The organism is Streptomyces sp., assembly GCF_031181555.1.
GTDB lineage: Bacteria > Actinomycetota > Actinomycetes > Streptomycetales > Streptomycetaceae > Streptomyces > Streptomyces fimbriatus.
In genome coordinates, this window is the sequence record NZ_JAPSKQ010000038.1 from 15,858 (window position 1) to 38,157 (window position 22,300).

Genomic DNA, 22,300 nt, shown 5'->3' on the forward strand with positions numbered 1-22,300 from the left:
CCTGAGCGCGGGTTCCTGAGCGCGGGTTCCTAGACGTCCAGCTGGTCGGCGACCGCGCGGAGCAGGCCGGCGATCTTCTTGCCGGCGGCGCGGTCGGGATAGCGGCCACGCTCCAGCTGCGGCGTGATGTTCTCCAGCAGGGTCGTCAGGTCCTGGACGATGGAGGCCAGTTCGTCCGGCTTCTTGCGCTGGGCCGCCGCGACCGACGGGGTCGGGTCGAGGAGGGTCAGGGAGAGCGCCTGGTCGCCGCGCTGTCCGGCGACCACGCCGAACTCCACGCGCTGGCCCGGCTTGAGCGTCTCGACTCCGGCGGGGAGGACCGAGGAATGGACGAAGACGTCACCGCCGTCGTCACGGGAGAGAAAGCCGAAGCCCTTCTCGCTGTTGAACCACTTGACCTTGCCGGTGGGCACGTCTGTCCTCGTCCTCGTACTCGTCGGGAAAACTGCTTGGCGAAACAGCTCTTGATAGCACTCGGGCGGGCCGTGGTGACCCGCCGGTTCCAAGGCTAATGGTCTTCAGGCCGGAGACAAGACGTCACCCGGTTGTTCCTTCGCGCTGGGAACTACCCTGGTCCGGTGCGTGACAAAACCCAAGCGAATTCCGCCGCGCCCGGTGACGGCCTGGTCCGTACCGGCGCCATCGTCTTCTTCATCGGTGCCGTGGCCACTCTGGTCACGGTGGCCCCGCTGTTCCTCGGAACGACGCCTTTTCCGACGTACATGTTCGGATTGAGCATGCTCATGGCCGTCGGATTCCTGATGGCCGGTGCGGGCGTACTGCGCTCGGTCGCGGAGGGACGCCGCCGGGCGCGGGCCGCAGAGCGGTCCGGTCCGGGGCCGAATCAGGACCTGGCCGTGCAGTAGTCCGAAAACCACCGGGGGAATTCCGCCAGACCGGCGAGGACGACGTCCGCGCCGGCCTCGCGCAGTTCCGCGGGGTCGCACGGGCCGGTGGCGACCGCGACCGACAGCGCGCCGGCGGTCCGCGCGCCGCGCACGTCGCCCACGTGGTCGCCGACGTAGACGGCCGCGTCGTGCTCGCGCAGCGCGAGCGCCTTCTGCTCGGCCCACAGGTCGCCGATCACGGCGTCCGGCTCGATGCCGAGGTGGGCCAGGTGCAGCTTGGCGTTGGGCTCGTACTTGGCGGTGACGACGACGGCGCGCCCGCCCGCCTCCCGTACCGCCGCGATCGCCTCGCGGGCGCCGGGCAGGGCGGGCGTGGCGGTGATCGCGATCGTCGGGTACATCGCGCGGTACAGGTCCGCCATCTCCTCGACCCGCTCCGCCGGGAACCAGTTGACCAGCTCGTCCACGAGCGGCGGCCCCAGCCGGGTGACCGCCAGGTCGGCGTCGATGTACGTCCCGGTCCGCTCGGCGAGCGCCCGGTAGCAGGCACGGATCCCGGGCCGGGAGTCGATGAGCGTCATGTCGAGGTCGAATCCGACGGTGGGCCCGGACGGGGACGTGGGCGGCTGCGGCGGGTGCGGGGTCGTGAAGGCCATATGGGCCATTGTGCCCAGCCACGCCGCCGAACGGACCGGTCCCCCACCGCCCCGGCCGCCACGCCACGACCACCCGGCCGGAAACCCGCCTGCCCGGGGCCGGGCAGCCGGGGGGCCGCCGCCTCGGGACGGGGCGTCCGCCGGCGGGCGCGGTCGCGGGGGTGCGCCCCGGCGGGGGTGGGCTACCGCCGGCGCTGGGAGCGCCAGACCAGGAACAGGGCCGAGGCGAGGGCCGCGCCCCGGACCACCCAGGGCCAGGTCTCGGAGACGGCGTCGTTCATGTGGCCGTCGGGGACGGGGGTGCCCCAGCGGCCCTCGGTCCTGCCCCAGAGCCAGACGACGCCGGCCGCGACCGCGAGGCCGGGGAGGACGACGACCGCCCCTTTCACCTCCGCCGGGGTCAGGCGGCGGGAGGCGTAGGCGATGAGCCAGCCGAGGAGCAGGGCGAGCCAGTTGCCGAGCGCGGCGCCCGCGACCAGCAGGCCCGCGGCGAGCAGGAGCAGGGGGTTGCTCCAGCCGCCGGAGGGGAGGCGCGGGAGACGGCGGCGGGCGGGGGCCCCGGAACCGGCCGCGGACGCCGCGGCCGGCTCGGAGGACTTCCTCCCGGACACCCCGGAGCCCTCGGGCCCTTCCGGGTCCTGCGAGGTCTCCTTCGGTCCCGGCGGCCTGAGCAGTTCCGGGATCTCGACGCCGCCCACGAAGCCGGGCACCTCGTCGCCCACGCCGAAGGGGCCGTCGTCCACCCGCCACCAGTCGGGCCGGGTGGCGCCGTCCCCGAGTTCGTCCGTGCCGGCGCGGTGCGGCGGGGACGGCACCCCGGAGGGGGCCGGGTCCGGTTCCCCGGCCGGGCGGGGGCGGGGGACGGCACGGCGCAGGAGGCCCTTCGGACGGCCGCCCCGACCGTCGTCGGCCGCACCGGCCGGTTCGCGGTCCCGCTGGGCCGGGACGGCGGCGGGCGGTGCGGGCGCGCTCGGGCCGGGACCGCCGGCGGCGTCCGTGGCCGCCGCGACGACCTCGTCCGGAGTGCCGAGGCGGGAGATGATGCGGCGGACGGCGGCGGGGGAGTCCACCACCGCCTTCGCACGGCGCCGGTCGATCTCGTCGCGCAGTCCGGCGACCAGGCGCATGCGGGCCGCCGACGGCAACTGCCGCTGCTGCGCCACGTCGCCGACGCGGCTCAGGTACTCGTAGACGACCTGGTCACTCTCGATACCCACGAAGTCCCCTCCGGGGCGGATGCGTTGGGACACCCCGTCGCACGACGGTACCGCGAGTCCGGCCGGCCGTCCCACACTCCACGCCCGCACCGGCGCACCCACCCGCTACCGTGAGGCCGATGAGCACCGAGGAGAAGCCCGCGGCGGCCCCCCGATCCCTCGCGGAGGCCCTCAGGGGGCGTGACGACGCCGCCCTGGCCGCGCTCCTGCGCAGCCGGCCGGACCTCATCACGCCCGTGCCCACCGACCTCACCCAGCTCGCCACCCGGGCCGGCACCCGTGCCTCGGTCGTCCGGGCGCTGGAGCGTCTGGACCGGTTCGCGCTCCAGACGGCCCAGGCGCTGGCCGTGGCGGCGGACCCGGCGACGTACGAGGAGCTGCTCGGGCTGCTGGCGGGCGACGACGGCGATCCGGCGGTCGCCGCCGCGCTGCCGCGCGCGCTCGGCACCCTGCGCGAGCAGGCCCTGGTGTGGGGCGGCGACGACCGGCTGCGGCTGGTGCGCACCGCCCGTGAGCTGCTGTCGCCGTCGCCGCAGCACCCGTCGCCCACGGGGCTCGGCCCCTCGGTGCGGGAGGCCACCGCCGGGATGTCGCCGGGGCGGATCCAGGAGATCGTGGCGACGGCGGGGCTGCCGTCCACGCACGACTCCGTCTCCGCCGTCGCCTCCCTCGCCGCCCTGTTCCGCGACCGGACGCGGATGGCCGCGCTGCTCGACGAGGCGCCGCACGAGTCCGTGGAGGTGCTGGACCGGCTGGTCTGGGGCCCGCCGTACGGGCAGGTCACCGCCGATCCCGCGCCCCGGCTGCGCTGGCTGCTGGACCGGGGGCTGCTGCTGCCGACGGCGCCCGGGACGGTCGTCCTGCCGCGCGAGGTCGCCCTGCACCTGCGGGGCGGGCGCGCGCACCGCGTGCCGGAGCCGGTGCCGCCGCCCGTCGAGACCGCCGCCACCCACCGTCCCCAGGTCGTGGACGCGACGGCGGCCGGACAGGCGTACGCGGCCCTGGCGACCGTCGAGGAACTGCTGAAGGGCTGGGACGAGGGCGGTCCGGCGGTGCTGCGGGCCGGCGGGCTGAGCGCGCGGGACCTGAAGCGGACCGCCGTCGCCCTGGACGTGACCGAGCCGGTGGCCGCGTTCTGGGTGGAACTCGCCTACGCCGCCGGACTGCTGGCCTCCGACGGGGAGGCGGACGAGCGGTACGCGGCCACCCCGGCGTACGACGAGTGGCGCGAGCGGCCCGCCGCCGAGCGCTGGGCGCGGCTGGCGACGGCGTGGCTGACGGCGACCCGGACGTCCGGGCTGGTCGGCGGGCGGGACGCGAAGGACCGTACGTTGTCGGCGCTGGGGCCGGGGCTGGACCGGTCGGCGGCGCCCGAGGTGCGGCACCGGGTGCTGGCGCTGCTGGCCGGGTTGCCGGAGGGGGCCGCTCCGGCTCCCGGGTCGGTGCCGGCCCGGCTGCGGTGGGAACGCCCCCCGGGCGGCATCCGGGGCGGCCCGGCGGGCTCCCCGGCCGAGGGCGGTCGCGGCGAGGGCGGTCGCGGCCCGGCGGGCTCCGCGCAGGCCGGTGGCGAGGACGATCTGCGGTCACGGCTCGCCCGGTGGACCCTCGACGAGGCCGAACTGCTGGGGATCACCGGACGCGGTGCCCTGTCCACGCACGGGCGGGCCCTGCTCGGGGCGCCCGCGCCCCGGCATCCGGAGGCGGAACCCGAGGGGCCGGGCGACAAGCTGCCCGTCCACCACCGGCCCGTCCCGCCGCTGGCCCCGCTCTCCCCCACCGAGCAGGCCACCGCCGCCGCTGCCGCCGCCCGCCTGCTCGCGCCGCTGCTGCCCGAACCGCTGGACCACGTGCTCCTCCAGGCCGACCTGACGGCGGTGGCGCCGGGCCCGCTGCAGCGGCCGCTCGCCGACGTGCTGGGCGTGCTGGCGGACGTGGAGTCGAAGGGGGGCGCGACCGTCTACCGGTTCACGCCCGGCTCGGTGCGCCGCGCCCTGGACACCGGACGGACCGCCGCCGACCTGCACGCCTTCCTCGCCGCGCACTCCCGCACGCCGGTGCCGCAGCCGCTGGCGTACCTCATCGACGACGTGGCCCGCAGGCACGGGCACCTGCGGGTGGGCGCCGCCTCGGCGTACGTGCGCTGCGACGACGACGCCGTCCTGAACGAGATCCTCGCCGACAAGCGGGCCGCCGGGCTGGGGCTGCGCCGGCTGGCGCCGACCGTGCTGGCCGCGCAGACCGGCCCGGCCGTCCTGCTGGAGGGGCTGCGCGCGATGGGGTTCGCACCGGCCGCCGAGTCCGCCGAGGGCGATGTCCTGATCGCACGCGCCGACGCCCACCGCACCCCGCCGCGCTCGGCACCCGAGCCGGTCCCGGACGGGCCGCCGGTCCCCGACGACACCCTGCTCGCGGCCGCGATCCGGGCCGTCCGCGCCGGTGACCTCGCCGCCACCGCCCCGCGCGGGACGTCCACCGGCGACCGGACCGCGGGCGGCGAGCTGCCGCGCACCGCGGCCGCCGAGACCCTCGCCACCCTGCAGGCCGCCGTCCTCACCGGCGAGGCCCTGTGGATCGGCTACGTCAACGCCGAGGGCGCGGCGAGCCGGCGCGTGATCGCCCCGGTCCGGGTCGAGGGCGGCTTCGTCACGGCGTACGACCACACCGCCGAGGAGGTCCGTACGTACCCGCTGCACCGGATCACGGGGGTCGCGGAGCCGGCGGACGACGAGGACTGACCCGTTCGGGTGCACGGCGCGTTTCATGCACGCCACGCCGGGCTTTTCCATCGGTCGAGCGAGCTTGCGGGCCCCGGCGCATCGCACCGCGCGGCGCGGGGCAGCCACCGGGTGTCCTGAACGGGCCCGGAGACCCGCCGGAGCCCGTTCACGCGCAACAGAAAGGAAGTCCTCATGCGTGCCGTTCGTCGTGCCGCCGCCGTTCTGACGTCCACCGTCGCGCTGCTCGGAGCGTTCGCCGCCGAGGCCGCCGCGATCGGTATCGACCTCGGTGGAGGCGTGACCTTCTGACACGTTCCGTGGTCTGACAACTCTCCGTTCTCGCGTTTCCAGCGGGCCGGTCCCTGCTGACGGGACCGGCCCGTCCCCGTCGGCCGGGCGAAGAGGAGGGCTCCTGGTGAACAAGCTCACGCCGCCCGCGTCGAAGTGGCCCGGCCGGCCCGGGGACCCGCGGGCGGGCCGTCAGGCAGACTGGACGTTTGGCCGTGCTGTGCCCGTGCCGGGCCCGTCAGCAGAAAGGCAGCCGCGCGTGAATGGTCCGCTCATCGTCCAGTCCGACAAGACCCTGCTCCTCGAGGTCGACCACGAGCAGGCCGACGACTGCCGTCGTGCCATCGCGCCGTTCGCCGAGCTGGAGCGGGCGCCCGAGCACATCCACACCTACCGGGTGACCCCGCTCGGCCTGTGGAACGCGCGGGCGGCCGGGCACGACGCCGAGCAGGTCGTCGACGCGCTGGTGCAGTACAGCCGCTACCCGGTGCCGCACGCGCTGCTCGTGGACATCGCCGACACCATGGACCGCTACGGCCGGCTCAGCCTGGTCAAGCACCCGGCGCACGGTCTCGTCCTCACCAGCACCGACCGGCCGGTCCTCGAGGAGGTGCTGCGCTCGAAGCGGATCGCCCCCCTCGTCGGCGCCCGCATCGACCCGGACACCGTCGCCGTGCACCCCTCGGAGCGCGGGCAGATCAAGCAGGTGCTGCTGAAGCTGGGCTGGCCCGCCGAGGACCTCGCCGGGTACGTGGACGGCGAGGCGCACCCGATCGAGCTGCGCGAGGAGGGCTGGGCGCTCAGGCCGTACCAGAAGCAGGCCGTGGAGAACTTCTGGCACGGCGGCTCCGGCGTGGTCGTCCTCCCCTGCGGCGCGGGCAAGACGCTGGTCGGCGCCGGTTCGATGGCGCAGGCGAAGTCCACCACGCTGATCCTGGTCACCAACACCGTCTCGGCCCGGCAGTGGAAGCACGAACTGGTGAAGCGGACCTCGCTGACCGAGGACGAGATCGGCGAGTACAGCGGGACGAAGAAGGAGATCCGCCCCGTCACCATCGCCACCTACCAGGTGCTGACGACCAGGCGGAAGGGCGTCTATCCCCACCTGGAGCTGTTCGACTCCCGGGACTGGGGCCTGATCCTCTACGACGAGGTGCACCTGCTGCCCGCCCCCGTCTTCAAGTTCACGGCGGATCTGCAGGCGCGGCGGCGGCTCGGGCTGACGGCGACGCTGGTGCGCGAGGACGGCCGCGAGTCGGACGTGTTCTCGCTGATCGGGCCCAAGCGGTTCGACGCTCCGTGGAAGGAGATCGAGGCGCAGGGCTACATCGCCCCGGCCGACTGCGTGGAGGTCCGGGTCAACCTCACCGACTCCGAGCGGCTGGCGTACGCCACCGCGGAGACGGAGGAGAAGTACCGGTTCTGCGCGACGACCGCGACCAAGCGGAAGGTGACGGAGGCGATCGTCCGGCGCTTCGCCGGTCAGCAGATCCTCGTCATCGGGCAGTACATCGACCAGCTCGACGAACTGGGCGAGCACCTGAACGCGCCGGTGATCAAGGGCGAGACGTCGAACGCCCAGCGGGAGAAGCTGTTCGAGGCCTTCCGGCAGGGCGAGATCAACGTGCTGGTCGTGTCCAAGGTCGCGAACTTCTCGATCGACCTGCCGGAGGCGACGGTGGCGATCCAGGTGTCGGGCACCTTCGGGTCGCGGCAGGAGGAGGCGCAGCGGCTCGGCCGGGTGCTGCGGCCCAAGGCGGACGGGCACCAGGCCCACTTCTACTCCGTGGTCGCCCGGGACACCGTCGACCAGGACTTCGCGGCGCACCGCCAGCGGTTCCTGGCGGAGCAGGGGTACGCGTACCGGATCGTGGACGCGGACGAGATCCTCGCCGAGAGCTGAGCCCCGGGCGCGGCGGTCCCGGCCGGGCCGGATGCGGCGGGGCGGGGACGGGGCCGGCGGACGGCCGGGAACGCCGACGGGGCGGCGTCCACCGACGTGGTGTCGGGTACGCCGCCCCCGGGCGGAACGGGTCGACGGGAGGCTGCTCTCGCTGTCATGGGGTTACTTGGGGTCCTGGTCGAACCTGGAGGCCGACCAGAGGTAGCCGAGTGCGGTGAGGGCGGCGCACCAGGCGATGGCGAGCCAGCCGTTGTGGCCGATCTCGGTGCCGAGCAGCAGGCCGCGCAGGGTCTCGATGGCGGGCGTGAACGGCTGGTACTCGGCGACCGGCTGGAACCAGCCCGGCATGGTGTGCAGGGGGACGAAGGTGCTGGAGACGAGCGGGAGGAAGATCAGGGGCATCGCGTTGTTGCCGGCCGCCTCGGCGTTCGGGCTGACCAGGCCCATCCCGACCGCGATCCAGGTGAGCGCCAGGGCGAACAGGGTGACCAGGCCGAAGGCCGCGAGCCATTCCAGGACGGTGGCGTCGGTGGAGCGGAAGCCGATGGCCACCGCGACGGCGCCGACGAGGACCACGCTCACGACCGACTGCAGGACGCTGCCGACGACGTGCCCGATGATCACGGAGCCGCGGTGGATGGCCATGGTGCGGAAGCGGGCGATGATGCCCTCGGTCATGTCGTTGGAGACGGACACCGCGGTGCCGATCGTGGTGGAGCCGACGGTCATCAGCAGCAGGCCCGGCACGAGGTAGGCGATGTAGTCGGAGCGGTCGGCGCCGCCGCCGAGGCCCGCGCTCATCGCCTCGCCGAAGATGTAGACGAAGAGCAGCAGCAGCATGACCGGCGTCAGCAGCAGGTTCAGGGTGAGCGAGGGGTAGCGCCGGGCGTGCAGCAGGTTGCGGCGCAGCATGGTGGACGAGTCGCGGACGGCGAGGGAGAGGGTGCTCATCGGACGTTCTCCTTGGTCTGGGCGGGGATGCCGGCCGGGCCGGTGAGGGCGAAGAAGACGTCGTCGAGGTCGGGGGTGTGCACGGTCAGCTCGTCGGCCTCGATGCCGGCGGAGTCGAGCCAGTCGAGGAGGGAGCGCAGTTCGCGCTGGCTGCCGTCGCTGGGGATCCGCAGGACCAGCGCCTCGTCGACGGGGGTCCCTCCGCGCGAGCCCGTTCGGGCGTGGGGGAGGGTGGCCTCGCGCAGTGCGGAGGCCGCGGACCGGTAGGCGGCCGGGTCGGTGAAGCGGAGCCGGACGTGTCCGCCGGGGATGAGCCGCTTGAGCTCCTCGGCGCTCCCCTCGGCGGCGATCCCGCCGTCGTTGAGCACCGCGATGCGGTCGGCGAGCTGGTCGGCCTCCTCCAGGTACTGGGTGGTGAGGAAGACCGTCACCCCGTCGGAGACCAGCCCACGGATGATCTGCCACATGGTGTGCCGGCTGCGCGGGTCGAGGCCGGTGGTCGGCTCGTCGAGGAAGATGATCCGCGGGGCGCCGACCAGGGTCATGGCGATGTCGAGGCGGCGCTTCATGCCGCCGGAGTAGGTGGAGGCGGGCTTCTTCGCCGCTTCGGTGAGGTCGAAGCGCTCCAGCAGTTCGGCGGCCACCCGCCGCCCCTCGGCGCGGGGCAGGTGGTGCAGGTCCGCCATGAGGAGCATGTTCTCCTCGCCGGTGATCAGCCCATCCACGGCGGAGAACTGCCCGGTGACCCCGATCGCGCCGCGTACGGCCTGCGGGTCGGCGGCCAGGTCGTGGCCGCCGATGCGGATGTCGCCGGCGTCGGCGGTGACGAGGGTGGAGAGGATCTTGACGACGGTGGTCTTGCCGGCGCCGTTCGGACCGAGCAGGGAGAAGACCGTTCCCTCCGGGACGGCCAGGTCGACGCCGTCGAGGACGGTCTTGTCGCCGTAGGACTTGCGCAGCCCGTTCGCCGCGATGGCCAAGCTGGTCATGAGAGGGCTCCTTCACAGGCTGCGGGCGGTGATGTCGCCGTAGGCGGTGGTCGCGTGGACGGTCAGGCCGGCGGCGGCGCCGTCGGCGTTCTTCAGGGCGTTGTCGATCCGGCCGTAGCCGGTACCGGCGTCCAGGGAGGCGGAGACCCCGCGGGCGGCGCCGACCGAGATGTCGCCGTGCTCGGTGCGCAGGACGACCGCGCCGTGCACCGCCTCGGTGATCCGGATGTCGCCCTTCTGGGTGCTGATCTCCGCGGGGCCGCCCAGGCGGCCGACCGAGACGTCGCCGGCGAGGAGGGTGAGGCGGGCACCCGCGGTCTCGTCGAGCTTGACCGGGCCCTGCGCGCCCTCGAAGGCGACGTCGCCGAGCCGTCCGACGCCCCGGAACTCGGCGGCGGCGGCCTTCGCCTCGACGCGGGAGCCGGCGGGCAGCCGGACGGTCACCTCGACGGAGCCGGAGGGGCCGAGGTACTGGTTCTTCGCCTCCGGGGCGTCGATCCGCAGGACGCCATCGGCGTATTCGGCCGTGGTCTGCTCCGCCGCCTTCACGTCGCGGCCCTTCGAGGCGTTCGCGGGCAGGACCTCGACCACGGTGTCGGCCCGGTCGGCGGCGATGAACTGGACGCGGCCCGCGGGGACGTCGAGGACGACCGAGATCGGGGCGGGGGTGTCGAACTGCATCGTGCGCTCCTTCGGGTTGCCGTTTCTGACACCGGAAACGCTACGTTGCATTCATATATCTGACAACAGATCTGTTGCACTACGTATGCATAGACGCAGGTCAAGTGATAGATATCGTTGCAACGACTCGAAATCTAATGCAACACCCCTCAGGACTATCGTTGCAATGGATGGGGAGTGAACGCTATGCTGCGACCCTCACGGACCACTGAAGGAGACCGCGTTGCCAGGAGGCAGGCTCACCCAGCAGGAACGCCAGCAGATCGCGCTCGGACTCGCCGACGGGCTGGCCTACGCGGAGATCGCCAGGCGTCTGGACCGCCCCACCTCGACGATCACGCGTGAGGTGATGCGCAACGGCGGACCCACCGCCTACCGCGCGGATCTGGCCCACCGCGCCACCGAGCGCCGGGCCCACCGGCGCAAAAGGGCCACGCCCCGGGGACCCGAGGCGCTCCCGGAGGATCACGGACGCGACGCGGAGGCGGTGCGCGAGTTCGAGGAAACGCTCACCACCGTCTTCATAGCGTCGGGCGTGCCCAAGATGATGGCCCGGGTCATGGCCTGCCTCACCCTCACCGACACCGGCAGCCTCACCGCCGCCGAACTCGCCCAGCGCCTCCAGGTCAGTCCGGCGTCCATCTCCAAGGCGGTCACGTTCCTGGAGAGCCAGGGCCTCGTCCGCCGGGAACGCGGCGAAGGCCGCCGTGAGCGCTACGGCGTCGACGACGACATCTGGTACCAGTCGATGATGGCCAGCGCCGAATCCACCGCCCAGATCGCCGAGACCTCACGGCAGGGCGTGGGCATCATGGGGCCGGGCACACCGGCCGCCACACGCCTGGAGAACATCGCCCGCTACCTCGACTTCATCTCGGAGGCGATCACCCGCGCCGCCGAGCAGGCCCGCGAGATCCTCCACACGAAGGCCGAAACGACCCCGGACGGCACCGCCGGGCCCCGTTCGGATCGCGGGTAGACGGGCGCCGGCCGTCCCGACGGAGCGGCCGGCCCCGAGGCGGCGGGGCCTACGTACGGCGGACGCCCGCCTCCTCGGCGTACTCGCCGAGGACGATCACGTCGAAGGCGGCCCCGAGGAACACCCGCACGGCACGCAGGGCGTCGCCGAGGCGGTGCGGGTGGCTGCCCCCGACCGGTGTGGCGCCGGCCGGCCGGGCCGGCGGGGCCGGATGGATGGTCGCTGCACTCATGCCTCCATGGTGACGCTTCGGGCAAAGCGGGGCATCGGCCCGAGGGCCCGGTCCGCCCGGCTCCCGCGTACGTCTCCGGGACGAGCCGTCACCCCGGGGCAGGACGGGGATGTCCCCCAGGGGACGCACAAACCGGTTGGACCGTGCCCGCCCCGCGCCCTAGAATCTCCGCTCTTGCCCGCCTCCGCTCACGCACGGAGTGCCGCCGCCCGGACGGAAACCGGCCGGCATCCCAGCCACCCCAGCAGGTCCTCGGAGGCACCCCTGTGTCCGCGCCCATGTCCGCAGACGAGCCCGTAGCCGATCACGACCCCCTCTCCCGCGAGCGCGCGCACCTCGCCGCGTCCCGTGCCGCCCTGCGCGCGATGCGCGAGGACGTCGAGTCCCTGGACATCAGCGACGTCACCGCGAACTGGGTCAACGCGGCCGTGCTGGAGCACCAGATCGAGGAGCGCATCAAGGCGCTGGCCGACCTCAGCGGCACCCCGCTGTTCTTCGGCCGGCTCGACTACCTGCACGCTCCCGGCGCCGAGCAGGCCGAGGGGGCGGAGGGCGAACGCTTCTACATCGGGCGCCGGCACGTGCACGACGCGGACGGCGACCCGATGGTGATCGACTGGCGGGCGCCGGTCTCGCAGCCGTTCTACCGGGCGTCCAGGAAGGACCCCATGGACGTCGCGCTGCGCCGCCGCTTCGGCTACACCGGCGGCGAACTGACCGCGTACGAGGACGAGCACCTCATGGACCGGGCCGATCCGTCGGAGGCCGCCACCACCAGCAAGCTGCTCCAGCAGGAGATCGAGCGTCCGCGCGTCGGCCCGATGCGCGACATCGTCGCCACGATCCAGCCGGAGCAGGACGAGATCGTACGGTCCGGGCTGGCGGGCAGCGTGTGCGTGCAGGGAGGCCCCGGGACCGGGAAGACCGCCGTCGGTCTGCACCGGGTGGCCTATCTGCTGTACGCCCACCGCGAGCGGCTGGCCCGCACCGGCACGCTGGTCGTCGGGCCGAACCGGTCCTTCCTGCGGTACATCGAGCAAGTGCTTCCCGCACTGGGCGAGTTGGCGGTCGCGCAGGCCACCGTGGACGACCTGGTGGCGCACGTCGAGGTGCGCGGGACGGACGACGCCGCGGCGGCGGTCGTCAAGGGCGACGCCCGGATGGCCGAGGTGCTGAAGCGGGCCCTCTACTCCCACGTCACGCCGCCCACCGAGCCGGTCGTGGTGGTGCGCGGCTCACGCCGCTGGCGGGTTCCGGCGTACGAACTGGAGGAGATCGTCCGGCAGTTGCTGGAGCGCGACATCCGCTACGGCGCCGCCCGCGAGGCGCTGCCGCAGCGCATCGCGCACGCCGTGCTGGTGCAGATGGAACGGGCCGGGGAGGCGCCGGACGACCGGGTGCAGGACGCGGTGGCCCGCACCGGCGCGGTGAAGGCGGCGGTGAAGGCGATCTGGCCGGCCGTCGACCCGGCGAAGCTGGTGCTGCGGCTGCTGAGCGACGCGGAGTTCCTCGCCGAGCACGCGGACGGGCTGCTCGACGAGGAGGAGCGGAAGGCGATCCTGTGGACGAAGCCGGCGCGGTCGGTGAAGTCGGCGAAGTGGTCGCCCGCGGACGCGGTGCTGATCGACGAGGCGGCCGACCTGATCCGGCGCACGCACTCGCTCGGGCACGTGGTGCTCGACGAGGCGCAGGACCTGTCCCCCATGCAGTACCGGGCGGTGGGCCGGCGCTGCACCACCGGCTCGGCGACCGTCCTCGGCGACCTGGCGCAGGGCACGACGCCCTGGGCGACGCGGAGTTGGGACGAGGCGCTGGAGCACCTGGGCAAGCGGGACGCGGTGATCGAGGAGCTGACGGCCGGTTTCCGCGTCCCGACGGACGTCATCGCGTACGCCTCCCGGCTGCTCCCGCACATCGCGCCGGGGCTGACCCCGGTGGCGTCGATCCGTGAGAACCCGGGCTTCTTCGAGGTCCGCCGGGTGGAGGGGACGGGCGACGTGGTGGCCGCCTGCCGCGAACTGCTGCGCCGCGAGGGCTCGGTCGGCCTGATCGCCGCGGACGCCCGGATCCCGGAGCTGGCCGGGGAGCTGACGGCCGCCGGGATCGCCTCGGTCGCCCCCGGCGAGGAGACGACGCACGACACCCGGCTGACCCTGGTCCCGGCGTCCCTGGCGAAGGGCCTGGAGTACGACTACGTGGTCCTGGACGAGCCCCGGGCCGTGGTCGACGGCGAACCCGACGAGCGCACCGGCCTGCGCCGCCTGTACGTGGCCCTGACCCGAGCGGTCTCCGGGCTGATCGTGACGCACACGGCCCCGCTGCCGGAGCAGCTGTCCTGACGGTCCGGCAGGGCGCGGAACGGCGGGGTTCCGCCGGGCAGGGACCCGCGCGGCCTTCGCGCCCTTCGCGGCCGGCGGCCGCGCCGCCGCCACGGGAACGTCCCGCTCGCCCCGGGCGCCGTCCACCGGTCCCGGGACGCGGCCGACGGCGCCCGGGGCGCGGCCGGCCGGGGCCCGTCAGGCGCCGTCCACCGCCCTGCGCCACTGGGCGACGGCCCGCGCCGAGACGGGCCCGTCCCAGCCGTCCGGCCGGGCCGCCCCGCCGATGTGGAAGCCGTCGATGCCGGCCTCCAGCAGCGTGGGCACGTGCTCCAGGCGCAGGCCGCCGCCCACCAGCACCTGCTGCTCGTACCCGGGCTCCCCGCGCCGGCCCGCCTCGGCGCACAGCGTGGGGAGGCCGTCGTCGACGCCGGCCGGCGAGCCCGCCGTGAGGTAGGTGTCGAGGCCGGGCAGGCCGTCGAGCTGCTTGCGCAGGGCGTCCCGGTCGGCGGCGCGGTCGATCGCGCGGTGGAAGGTCCACCGGCAGCCGTCCAGTTCGCCGACGATCCGCTCGACCGCGTCGAGGTCCACACCGCCGTCCGCGGCGAGGAACCCGAGCACGAACTCCTCCGCCCCGGCCTCGCGCATCGCGCAGGCGGCGCCCGCCAGCCGGTCGAGGTCGCCCGCCGCGAACCCGTCCGCCAGCCGCAGCATCACCCGCAGCGGGAGGTCGACGGCCCCGCGGATCCCGGCGACGGTCCCGGCCGACGGGGTGAGCCCGTCGGCCGCCATGTCGGTGACCAGCTCGAGGCGGTCCGCACCTCCCGCCTGGGCGGCGACCGCGTCCTCGACGTCGAGGGCGATCACCTCCAGGACTGCACGCTTGCTCATGGGGCCCCATTCATCGGCATTCGTCGGCGTTCACCGGCATCGGACGGCGACTAGAGGTCTAGTCCAATCCAAGCCTACGCCCGCACCCCGGAGATCCGCGCCCCCACGGCCGCGTCAGGGCCCTTCCTCAGCCCCCGAAGATGTTCAGCTCCGCCGCCTCCACCCCGGCCAGCTCGTACGCGGCACCGGCCACCGGCCGCCCCGCGTACAGCCGCAGCAGCGTCGGCCCGTCCCCGATGTAGCGCGCCGGGGGCCGCTCCCCCGAGGCGTCGCCCAGCCGCAGCGGCTCGTCGGCGTCGTCGAGGTCGGCGTGCAGCGGCAGGTGGCCCTTCAGGGAGGTGACCTGGGCCAGCAGGGCGAGCGCGTACGGCAGGCCGGCGCCCGCGTACGCGCCCGGCTCCCCGAACGCCTCGCGCACGTCCCCGGCGTGCACCCACTCCCCCAGCGCGAGGACGTCCAGCACCCCGCCCGCCTTCGCGATCACCGGCCCGGTCTCGGTCATCCCGCGCTCCAGCTCGTCGATGACCTGCGCGTTCGTCCATCCGGCCCGCTCGGCGACGTCCCGGTCGTTGGACTCGGGCGAGAACACCCCCTCCTCGAACCGCCGCTCCAGGACCCGGGTGAACGCGGCCGAGCAGTGCGCCAGCACGTCCCGCACCGTCCAGCCCGGACAGGCGGCGACCGGCAACGCGAAGTCGGCGTCCGCCCGGCCCCGCAGCAACGGGATCAGCGCGTCCCGCTCGACGGCCAGCAGCCGCCCGGGCAGCTCGGGGTCTCGTACGTTCTGCACATCCGCAGGAGTCGTCATGCCGTCCACGCTAGTGCGGGGACCGGCTCCGGGAGGGGAATGCCGTCCGGCTCAGGTCACGAGCGGGCGGACGGGGCCGGGAGCGCGGCGAGCCCGCCCAGGAGGCGGGCCGCCGGCGCCGGGTCGACCAGCCACTTCAGATGACTGCCCCCGAGGGTGCGGACGTCGTAGGGGTTGTCGGGCGTCAGCTCGTTCCCCTCACGGATCAGCCGGTCCTGCAGGGCGAGCGGCATGCTCGCGTCGTCGGCCAGGCGGACGTAGGTCTTCGGGACGCGGCCCCAGGTCGCGGCCTGCGCCCGGTCGGCGGAGGTGCCGACGTCCAGGTTCTCGTCGGGCTGGAAGGTGCTGAGGAAGGCCAGGAACTCCTCGTCGGTGCCGTCGGCGAGGAAGGCCGCCTTGAGCGCCGCGAGGGCGTCCGGGTCCGCGGTGCGGAAGTTGACGCGGAGCAGGCCGAGTTCGGCGGGGTTCCCGGCCATCGCCAGCCCCAGGGAGGCGGCGTCGACCGTGGCCATCTCCGGCTCGGCGTAGTAGTCGCCCGCGTCGAGGGCGACCGGGCACCAGGCCGCGACGTAGACGATGCGGTCGATCAGGTCCGGCCGGGCGTTGGCCGCGGCCGTGGCCGTGACGCCGCCGCGGCTGTGGGCGACGAGGATCACCGGGCCGTTCCGCCTGGCCCGCTCCAGGACCCCGATCAGGTGCGCGGCGTTGTCGGCGAGCGTGACGCCCTTGATCGCGCCGGGCGCGGTGGCGAGCCCCTCGGGGTCCTGCGGCGCCTGGTAGGCACGGGTGTAGGTCGCCCCGAACCCGTGGCCGGGCAGGTCGACGGCGACCGAACGGTGCCCGAGGAGACCGAGCTCGGCCTGGAGCGGCGCGAAGGAGAAGGAGTTCGCGAAGGCCCCGTGGACCAGGACGAACGTCGGTTGCACCTGGCTGCTCATCTTCCGGCTCTCCTCGGGTGCGGGCGGCACGCACGTCGCGGCCGGGCGTGGGACCTCGGGGACCGCGTGCGGGCGGTTGTCGGGGATCCGGTGTTCGGGATCCGGCGGCCCACACTACCCAGCGGAAGATCATCCGCACTACCCGTAACAAGCCTTTCCGCTTGCGCACTTCGCCCGGACGCCCTCCCCCGAGGCCGGCGGAAGCCGAGCCGCGCGGGGACGGCGGTCCCGGCAGGACGGTGCGGGTCGAGCCGCACCTCTGACGCATCGGGGAGCGCACCGGGAACAATGGCCGCATGGCCGACACCGACGCCCTGCGTGCCCGCTTCGCCCGTGCCCTGGAAGGGGCCCGCGGCCCCGGGGACGGTCCCGATCCCGCGCCCTACGCCGAGAACCTCCTCGCCCGCTGGCAGGAACCGCAGCGCCGCTACCACACGCTCACCCACCTCGCAGCGGTCCTCGACCACGTCGACGCGCTGGAGCGGTACGCGGACGACCCGGACGCCGTGCGCCTCGCCGCCTGGTTCCACGACGCCGTGTACCTGCCCGACCGCTCCGAGAACGAGGAGCGGTCGGCCCGGCTCGCCGAGCGCGCGCTGCCCGAGGCCGGGGTGCCGGCGGAGAAGACCGCCGAGGTGGCCCGGCTGGTCCGGCTCACCGTCACGCACGACCCGGCCGACGACGACCGCGACGGCCAGGTGCTGTGCGACGCCGACCTGGCGGTCCTGGCCTCGCCGCCGTCGGCGTACGCCGCCTACACCGCCGCCGTCCGCGAGGAGTACCACTTCGTGCCGACCGACGCCTTCCGCGAGGGCCGCGCCGCCGTGCTGCGCCGACTCCTGGGCCTGCCACGGCTGTTCCGCACCCCGTACGGGCGGGAGCACTGGGAGGCCACGGCCCGCTACAACCTCCGCGGCGAGCTGGACATGCTGTCGGCCCCGGCGGTGCCGCCCGCCGCCGGGTGAGGGCGTGTCCGGCGGCGGCATGTCCGTGATCTCCGCGAGCACGCCCCTCACGGCGGGGTCGCCGGGAGGACCCGCGCTTCTCCGTCCCCGATCGGGTCGAGGGGTGCCGACGGGCTTTCCGGGTCCGGGGACGCCCCGCCGGCCCGGTGGCCGGCGTGCCGTCCCGCGTCGGCGGTCGAACCGTCAGGCGGATGCCCCGCTGTCGATCACCAGGTCGGTACCGACCACCGCGCCCGCCGCGGGCGAGGCGAGGTAGAGCACCGCGGCCGCCACTTCCTCGGCCTCCGCGACCCGGCCGAGGGGGTTCTCCGTCTTCATCCGCTCGGCACGGTCGGCCTCGGTCTCGCCGGGCCGCAGCGACATGGGGGCGGCGGCGGCGCCCGGGCTGACCGCGTTGATGCGGATGCCCTGGTGAATGTGGTCGAGCGCGGCGGCGCGGGTCAGCGCGGAGACCGCCGCCTTCGACGCGATGTAGGCGGCGGCGTTCGGGATCCGCAGGTGCGCGCCCAGGTTGGAGGAGATGTTGACGATGACGCCGCCGCCGTTCTCCTTCATGTGGGCGATCTCGTGCTTCATGGCCAGCCAGACGCCGGTGACGTTGGTCCGCAGCACCGCGTCCCAGTCCTCCTCGCCCACCTCTCCGGCGGGTACGGTCCCGCGGAGTATCCCGGCGTTGTTGACCGCGATGTCCAGTCCGCCGAACCGGGTGACGCTCTCGCGTACGAGGTGCTCGAGCCGGCCGGAGTCGGTGACGTCGGCGGTGACGGCGGCGGCCGTGCCGCCGGCCGCCCCGATGAGGCCGGCCGTCTCGTCCAGGGCGGCCGCGGTGCGTCCCGCGACGACCACGGACGCGCCCTCGGCGGCGAAGGCGAGCGCGATCGCGCGTCCGAGACCGGAGCCGGCCCCGGTGACGAGGACGGTCCTGTCCGTGAAGCGGTTCGTGTTCATCTCGGTGACTCCTTTGCGTGGCGGACTACTTGGTGCGGAGGTGCAGGAGGGCGGTGAGAGCGAGCGCGGCCGCCGCCCCGGCCAGGGAGCGGACGTCACTGCCGAGCGCGAGCAGGACGGCGAGCAGGACGGTCGGACCGAACTCCATCGCGGTGTTCAGCACGCTCCCCGCGAACCCGGCCTGCTCCGGCGGCACGTCCTCGGTGGCGAGCACGGCGGCCCCCGCGAAGGCGGCCGCGGCGCCGGCCGGCAGCAGCACCAGGCCCGGCAGCGGTCCGTACGCGTACGGGACGTCCGCGTGGAACCCGGTCAGCGCGAGGAGGGCGAGCCCGGCCGCGCCCGTGCCGAGCCCGGCGGCCGTGACCGCGCCCGCCCCGTGACGGCCGACCAGGGGTCCCGCCGCACGGCCCGAAGTGATCAGCGCGACGGCGAACGGCACGAACGCGGCCGAGGTCTGCAGCGGCGACCAGTCGCGCACCTGCTGGAAGTGGAGCGAGAGGACCACGAAGGTCAGCCCGGTTCCACACGCGCTCAGCGCGACGGCCGTGAGAGCGAGGGCCCGCCGCCGGTCGAGCAGGAAACGGCGCGGCAGCAGCGGATCACGGGCGCGGCGCTCGGCGCACAGGAACGCGACGAGCAGCACGGTCCCGCCGAGGAGCGGCACGAGCACGCCGGCCGACGACCAGGGGCGGGACTCGGTGACCACGAGCCCGTAACTGACGAAGGTGATCCCACCGGTGGCGAGCAGGGCACCCGGCACGTCGAGCGCCCGGTGCCGGTTCGGTGGGGTCTCCGGCAGCAGCCGGGGGGCGAGGGCGAGGGCGGCGAGGGCCACCACGAGCGGTACGGCGAAGGCCCAACGCCAGGACAGCAGCGCCGAGATGACGCCGGACAGCAGGTTTCCCGCGGTCGCGCCGAGCACCGAGAGCCCGCCCCAGGTGGCCATCGCCCTGCCGTATGCGTCCGGGGAGGGGAAGACCGCGCGCAGCACGGCCATGGCGGCCGGCGCGATCAGAGCCGCTCCCGCGCCCTGCGCGAAGCGGGTCCCGAGCAGCGTCCCGATGCCCGGGGTGAGCGGGGCGGCGGCCGAGGCGGCGGCGAAGAGGGCGAGGCCCGCCGTGAGGACACGCCGTCCGCCGTAGCGGTCGGCAAGGCGTCCGCCGAAGAGGAGGAGCCCGGCGAACGTCAGCCCGTAAGCGGCGCTGAGCAGGATCAGGTCGGCCCGCTCCAGGCCGAATTCGCTCCCGATCAGGGGCAGCGGTACGACCAGAGCGGTCAAGGTGAAGACGAGCGTGGCCTGGACGCCTCCGAGGAGGACGAAGGCGCGCCCCTGCCGTACGCCGGGAACGCGGTCGGCGTTCACCATGATCACAGTTCCCCCGTTATTTGACCGATCGATCCATTATTTGGGCAGGCGAAAGGAGGCTCGACGCCTCCGTCCGCGCGGGAATCAGTCCAGCAGGGCCAGCGCCTGCTCGGCAGCGTCCCGCACCCGGGCGGGATCACTGGACGCCTTGCCGACGACGCGCACGCCCTGCAGCAGGACGAGGAGCATGTGGGCCAGTGCGCGCGGATCACGGTCCTCGGGCAGCTCGCCCTGGGCCCGGGCCCGCACGAGCGCCGAGTGCAGCAGGGTCTCGACGCGCTCCCAGCTGCTCTCGACCCGGCGAGCCGCCGCGGGATCGTGCGGGGCCAGCTCGGCTGCCGTGTTGGTGACGAAGCAGCCGCTCAGCCGCCCTTCGGGGGAGGTGGCCTCCGCCGCGAAGCGGCGCACCACCGCCCGTACCGCGGGCAGCGCGGGGCCCGGCCGGGACAGCTCGGCGAGGAGAAGCGGGTCGCGCGTACCGGTGTACCGGTCCATGGCCTTCAGGTACAGCTCGTGCTTGTTGCCGAAGGTCGCGTAGATACTGGCCCGGCCGATGCCGAGGTGCTCGACGAGGTCGCTCATCGACGTCGCCTCGTAGCCGCGCCGCCAGAACAGCTCGAGAGCCGACTGCAGTACGGCGTCCGGATCGAATTCCTTGGTCCTGGCCATACCGAGGACCGTAAGAGTTCAAGAACGATCGGTCAAGTAACCGCCGCTCGGCAGTCCCGTCTTCACCCAAGGGCGGCCACCGCCCGCCACCGTCTTCACGGCGCCCCGGAAATACTGTCGACCCCGCCCGCACCGCCCGCCTAGCCTGCCCGGCATGCGTGCTGTGGGAGCGGAACAGGTGGAAGAGGCCGTCGCGGACTGCGTGGCGGCCCTGGGGGCGGTCGCCGACCGGGACTGGGCGGGGGTGAGGGCGGGGCGCCTGGAGTGGAGCTGCCGGGAGACGGCGGCGCACATCGCGAGCGATCTCATCGCGTACGCGGGACAACTCGCCGGACGTGCGCGGGACGCGTACGTGCCCTTCGAGATCACCCTCGACGGCACCGACGACGGCCTGGACCCCGCCGACAACACGGGCGTCCTCCACGTGGTCGGCACCGCCGGCGCCCTGCTCGCCGCCGCCGTCCGCACCACCCCGCGCGCGGTGCGCGCCTTCCACCCGTACCCCTTCCGGCACGCGAACCGCGAGGGCTTCGCCGCGATGGGCGTGGCCGAGGTCCTGCTGCACACGCACGACATCACCGAGGGCCTGGGCGGCGTGCCGTACGAACCGCCCGCCGAGCTGGCGTCCTTCGTCCTCACCAGGATCTTCCCGCAGGTCCGCCCCGGCCCCGCCCCGTGGCGGACCCTGCTGTGGGCCACCGGCCGCGGTGACCTGCCCGGCCGGGAGCCCGTCACCGAGTGGCGCTGGTGCAGCAACCCCGTCCTCCCCACCGAACGGCTCATCCTGGAGGGCATCACCCCGGCGGCCGCAGCCGACCTGGCCGTGGGCGGGGACGGCGGGTTCGCGTGGGTCGACCCGGGGCCGTTCGAGGGGACGCGCGTGGGCGCCGGGATCGCGGTGAAGCAGTACGAGGAAGGGCTGTTCCACCCGGAGTGGACCATGTACGCGCTGGTCCGGCGCGAGGACGACCGCGCGGTGGGCGCGATGGGCTTCCACGGCGCGCCGGACGAGGACGGCCGCGTGGAGATCGGCTACGACCTCTCCGAGGGCGCCCGCGGCCGGGGCTACGCCACCGAGGCGCTGCGCGCGCTGTCGGGCTGGGCGCTGCGACAGGACGGCGTACGGACCGTGGTCGCCGTCGTCGAGCGGGAGAACGTCCCCTCCCGGAACGTCGTCGCCCGCGCCGGGTTCACCCACGTGTCCGAGGACGGCACGCGGCTCGTCTACGAACTGCGGGGCTGAACCGCGCCCTTGCGGCGCCGCAGCCCCGCCCCGTGCAGCAGCCGCACCACCTCGCGGCTGCTGATCTCCACCGCCCCGGCGCGCACGGCGTCGGCGTAGCGGTGCCCGGGGATGTCGTAGTGGTCGCGTTCGAAGGCACGGCGGGGGACGCCCAGGCGGTCGGCGAAGGCGTGCAGTTCGGCGTAGGAGACGTCGCTGACGAGGTGGGACCACATCCGGCCGTGGCCCGGCCAGGTGGGCGGGTCGATGTACACCGTCACGACGAGCCCGCCCCGCCCGCGGCCTCGCCCAGCGCGCCCACCGCCGCGACCTTCACGCCCGCCTTGTGGCACACCCAGTGCGGGTCGGGGCCGAGTTCGGGTTCGACGTCCAGCGCGTGCGGATCGCCGGAGCCGCACACCGGGCACAGCGGCCAGCGGCCGTACCGGTCCAGCAGGGCGTCCTGGACGTCCTGGGCGACCAGTCCGGCGAGGAACCCGGCGCCGTCCGGCCACTGTTGGACCCACCAGCGGCGCTGGGCGATGGACTCCTCGACCAGGGAGACCACGTCCGCCTCGGCGACCTCGCGCGCGACCAGATCGGCCAGCACGAGGGCGCGGGCCGCGTGCAGCGCCTGTTCCAGGGGGCCGACGAGGTTGGTCCGGGGGTCACCGTGGGGGTCCATGCCCCCATTGTGCGCACTCTTGACCACAC

22 protein-coding genes are annotated in these 22,300 nt (G+C 74.3%); 7 read left to right on the top strand and 15 right to left on the bottom strand.

Translation table 11 applies throughout. From position 1 onward, the window contains the following. Window positions 1-29: 29 nt before the first annotated feature. Window positions 30-413 (bottom strand): cold-shock protein, encoded by a 384-nt coding sequence (locus RIM90_RS11085; protein WP_184823755.1) that lies wholly within the window; start codon window positions 411-413, stop codon window positions 30-32. A 165-nt stretch (window positions 414-578) separates the two neighbouring features. Between RIM90_RS11085 and RIM90_RS11090 the strand changes: the two genes are divergently transcribed. Continuing rightward, entirely contained in the window at window positions 579-866 is a 288-nt protein-coding gene (locus RIM90_RS11090; RefSeq protein ID WP_309060457.1) for a hypothetical protein, read from the top strand. Here RIM90_RS11090 and RIM90_RS11095 read toward each other — a convergent pair. Then, window positions 845-1,504 (bottom strand): haloacid dehalogenase-like hydrolase, encoded by a 660-nt coding sequence (locus tag RIM90_RS11095; protein WP_309060458.1) that lies wholly within the window; start codon window positions 1,502-1,504, stop codon window positions 845-847. The two genes, RIM90_RS11090 and RIM90_RS11095, sit on opposite strands and share 22 nt — an antisense overlap. 182 nt (window positions 1,505-1,686) lie before the next feature. After that, window positions 1,687-2,721 carry a hypothetical protein gene (locus RIM90_RS11100; protein ID WP_309060459.1) on the bottom strand — a complete coding sequence of 345 codons (1,035 nt, stop codon included), beginning with the start codon at window positions 2,719-2,721 and terminating at the stop codon, window positions 1,687-1,689. A gap of 119 nt (window positions 2,722-2,840) precedes the next feature. Between RIM90_RS11100 and RIM90_RS11105 the strand changes: the two genes are divergently transcribed. Further along, window positions 2,841-5,456 carry a helicase C-terminal domain-containing protein gene (locus tag RIM90_RS11105; protein WP_309060460.1) on the top strand — a complete coding sequence of 872 codons (2,616 nt, stop codon included), beginning with the start codon at window positions 2,841-2,843 and terminating at the stop codon, window positions 5,454-5,456. A 529-nt stretch (window positions 5,457-5,985) separates the two neighbouring features. Beyond that, window positions 5,986-7,629 carry a DNA repair helicase XPB gene (locus RIM90_RS11110; RefSeq protein ID WP_309060461.1) on the top strand — a complete coding sequence of 548 codons (1,644 nt, stop codon included), beginning with the start codon at window positions 5,986-5,988 and terminating at the stop codon, window positions 7,627-7,629. Window positions 7,630-7,791: 162 nt separating this feature from the next. Here RIM90_RS11110 and RIM90_RS11115 read toward each other — a convergent pair whose 3' ends face one another. From RIM90_RS11115 to RIM90_RS11125, 3 genes are read right to left on the bottom strand one after another with little or no spacing between them, the layout of a single operon-like run. Next, window positions 7,792-8,580, bottom strand: coding sequence for an ABC transporter permease (locus RIM90_RS11115; RefSeq protein WP_309060462.1), 789 nt, complete (start codon window positions 8,578-8,580; stop codon window positions 7,792-7,794). Next, window positions 8,577-9,569, bottom strand: a complete 993-nt coding sequence (locus RIM90_RS11120) for an ATP-binding cassette domain-containing protein (RefSeq protein WP_309060463.1) — start codon at window positions 9,567-9,569, stop codon at window positions 8,577-8,579. The genes RIM90_RS11115 and RIM90_RS11120 overlap by 4 nt, the downstream gene beginning before the upstream one ends. A gap of 12 nt (window positions 9,570-9,581) precedes the next feature. After that, on the bottom strand, window positions 9,582-10,250 hold the full coding sequence (locus RIM90_RS11125; RefSeq protein ID WP_309060464.1) for a DUF4097 family beta strand repeat-containing protein: 669 nt from the start codon (window positions 10,248-10,250) through the stop codon (window positions 9,582-9,584). Between the two features lie 223 nt (window positions 10,251-10,473). On the opposite strand from RIM90_RS11125, the gene RIM90_RS11130 reads away from it, so the two are divergent. Further along, window positions 10,474-11,229 (top strand): helix-turn-helix domain-containing protein, encoded by a 756-nt coding sequence (locus RIM90_RS11130; protein ID WP_309060465.1) that lies wholly within the window; start codon window positions 10,474-10,476, stop codon window positions 11,227-11,229. Between the two features lie 49 nt (window positions 11,230-11,278). On the opposite strand, the gene RIM90_RS11135 is transcribed toward RIM90_RS11130, so the two are convergent. Then, a complete protein-coding gene (locus RIM90_RS11135; protein ID WP_309060466.1) occupies window positions 11,279-11,461 on the bottom strand; it encodes a hypothetical protein in 183 nt (60 codons plus the stop codon). Between the two features lie 278 nt (window positions 11,462-11,739). On the opposite strand from RIM90_RS11135, the gene RIM90_RS11140 reads away from it, so the two are divergent. Beyond that, window positions 11,740-13,800: an ATP-binding domain-containing protein gene (locus tag RIM90_RS11140; RefSeq protein ID WP_309060467.1), complete on the top strand. Its 2,061-nt coding sequence runs from the start codon at window positions 11,740-11,742 to the stop codon at window positions 13,798-13,800. Window positions 13,801-13,977: 177 nt separating this feature from the next. Here RIM90_RS11140 and RIM90_RS11145 read toward each other — a convergent pair whose 3' ends face one another. From RIM90_RS11145 to RIM90_RS11155, 3 genes are all read right to left on the bottom strand, one after another. Then, a complete protein-coding gene (locus tag RIM90_RS11145) occupies window positions 13,978-14,670 on the bottom strand; it encodes a copper homeostasis protein CutC (protein ID WP_309060468.1) in 693 nt (230 codons plus the stop codon). A 127-nt stretch (window positions 14,671-14,797) separates the two neighbouring features. Then, complete coding sequence (locus tag RIM90_RS11150; RefSeq protein WP_309060469.1) at window positions 14,798-15,478, bottom strand: maleylpyruvate isomerase family mycothiol-dependent enzyme; 681 nt, start codon at window positions 15,476-15,478, stop codon at window positions 14,798-14,800. A 56-nt stretch (window positions 15,479-15,534) separates the two neighbouring features. After that, window positions 15,535-16,416, bottom strand: a complete 882-nt coding sequence (locus RIM90_RS11155) for an alpha/beta fold hydrolase (protein ID WP_309060470.1) — start codon at window positions 16,414-16,416, stop codon at window positions 15,535-15,537. Window positions 16,417-16,712: 296 nt separating this feature from the next. Here RIM90_RS11155 and RIM90_RS11160 point away from each other — a divergent pair, with 296 nt between their 5' ends. Further along, window positions 16,713-17,381: a hypothetical protein gene (locus RIM90_RS11160; protein WP_309060471.1), complete on the top strand. Its 669-nt coding sequence runs from the start codon at window positions 16,713-16,715 to the stop codon at window positions 17,379-17,381. A 183-nt stretch (window positions 17,382-17,564) separates the two neighbouring features. Here the strand turns inward: RIM90_RS11160 and RIM90_RS11165 are convergent, their stop codons facing one another. From RIM90_RS11165 to RIM90_RS11175, 3 genes are all read right to left on the bottom strand, one after another. Next, window positions 17,565-18,329, bottom strand: coding sequence for an SDR family oxidoreductase (locus RIM90_RS11165; protein ID WP_309060472.1), 765 nt, complete (start codon window positions 18,327-18,329; stop codon window positions 17,565-17,567). A gap of 25 nt (window positions 18,330-18,354) precedes the next feature. Further along, window positions 18,355-19,695: an MFS transporter gene (locus RIM90_RS11170; protein ID WP_309060473.1), complete on the bottom strand. Its 1,341-nt coding sequence runs from the start codon at window positions 19,693-19,695 to the stop codon at window positions 18,355-18,357. 84 nt (window positions 19,696-19,779) lie between these two features. Next, on the bottom strand, window positions 19,780-20,364 hold the full coding sequence (locus RIM90_RS11175) for a TetR/AcrR family transcriptional regulator (protein ID WP_309060474.1): 585 nt from the start codon (window positions 20,362-20,364) through the stop codon (window positions 19,780-19,782). 178 nt (window positions 20,365-20,542) lie between these two features. Here RIM90_RS11175 and RIM90_RS11180 point away from each other — a divergent pair, with 178 nt between their 5' ends. After that, on the top strand, window positions 20,543-21,607 hold the full coding sequence (locus RIM90_RS11180) for a GNAT family N-acetyltransferase (RefSeq protein ID WP_309060484.1): 1,065 nt from the start codon (window positions 20,543-20,545) through the stop codon (window positions 21,605-21,607). Here the strand turns inward: RIM90_RS11180 and RIM90_RS11185 are convergent. Next, the gene (locus RIM90_RS11185; protein WP_309060475.1) at window positions 21,589-21,867 is read right to left on the bottom strand and encodes a DUF4031 domain-containing protein; all 279 of its coding nucleotides are present in this window, start codon (window positions 21,865-21,867) and stop codon (window positions 21,589-21,591) included. The two genes, RIM90_RS11180 and RIM90_RS11185, sit on opposite strands and share 19 nt — an antisense overlap. After that, window positions 21,864-22,271: a hypothetical protein gene (locus RIM90_RS11190; protein ID WP_309060476.1), complete on the bottom strand. Its 408-nt coding sequence runs from the start codon at window positions 22,269-22,271 to the stop codon at window positions 21,864-21,866. Before RIM90_RS11190 ends, RIM90_RS11185 begins: the two co-directional genes overlap by 4 nt. Between the last annotated feature and the right edge of the window lie 29 nt (window positions 22,272-22,300).

Bases quoted from the DNA above. Each gene is read 5' to 3' on its own strand.
- RIM90_RS11095 (WP_309060458.1), bottom strand. From the start codon at position 1,504: ATGGCCTTCACGACCCCGCACCCGCCGCAGCCGCCCACGTCCCCGTCC.
- RIM90_RS11105 (WP_309060460.1), top strand. From the start codon at position 2,841: ATGAGCACCGAGGAGAAGCCCGCGGCGGCCCCCCGATCCCTCGCGGAG.
- RIM90_RS11115 (WP_309060462.1), bottom strand. From the start codon at position 8,580: ATGAGCACCCTCTCCCTCGCCGTCCGCGACTCGTCCACCATGCTGCGC.
- RIM90_RS11120 (WP_309060463.1), bottom strand. From the start codon at position 9,569: ATGACCAGCTTGGCCATCGCGGCGAACGGGCTGCGCAAGTCCTACGGC.
- RIM90_RS11125 (WP_309060464.1), bottom strand. From the start codon at position 10,250: ATGCAGTTCGACACCCCCGCCCCGATCTCGGTCGTCCTCGACGTCCCC.
- RIM90_RS11135 (WP_309060466.1), bottom strand. From the start codon at position 11,461: ATGAGTGCAGCGACCATCCATCCGGCCCCGCCGGCCCGGCCGGCCGGC.
- RIM90_RS11140 (WP_309060467.1), top strand. From the start codon at position 11,740: ATGTCCGCAGACGAGCCCGTAGCCGATCACGACCCCCTCTCCCGCGAG.
- RIM90_RS11145 (WP_309060468.1), bottom strand. From the start codon at position 14,670: ATGAGCAAGCGTGCAGTCCTGGAGGTGATCGCCCTCGACGTCGAGGAC.
- RIM90_RS11150 (WP_309060469.1), bottom strand. From the start codon at position 15,478: ATGACGACTCCTGCGGATGTGCAGAACGTACGAGACCCCGAGCTGCCC.
- RIM90_RS11155 (WP_309060470.1), bottom strand. From the start codon at position 16,416: ATGAGCAGCCAGGTGCAACCGACGTTCGTCCTGGTCCACGGGGCCTTC.
- RIM90_RS11160 (WP_309060471.1), top strand. From the start codon at position 16,713: ATGGCCGACACCGACGCCCTGCGTGCCCGCTTCGCCCGTGCCCTGGAA.
- RIM90_RS11165 (WP_309060472.1), bottom strand. From the start codon at position 18,329: ATGAACACGAACCGCTTCACGGACAGGACCGTCCTCGTCACCGGGGCC.
- RIM90_RS11170 (WP_309060473.1), bottom strand. From the start codon at position 19,695: ATGGTGAACGCCGACCGCGTTCCCGGCGTACGGCAGGGGCGCGCCTTC.
- RIM90_RS11175 (WP_309060474.1), bottom strand. From the start codon at position 20,364: ATGGCCAGGACCAAGGAATTCGATCCGGACGCCGTACTGCAGTCGGCT.
- RIM90_RS11190 (WP_309060476.1), bottom strand. From the start codon at position 22,271: ATGGACCCCCACGGTGACCCCCGGACCAACCTCGTCGGCCCCCTGGAA.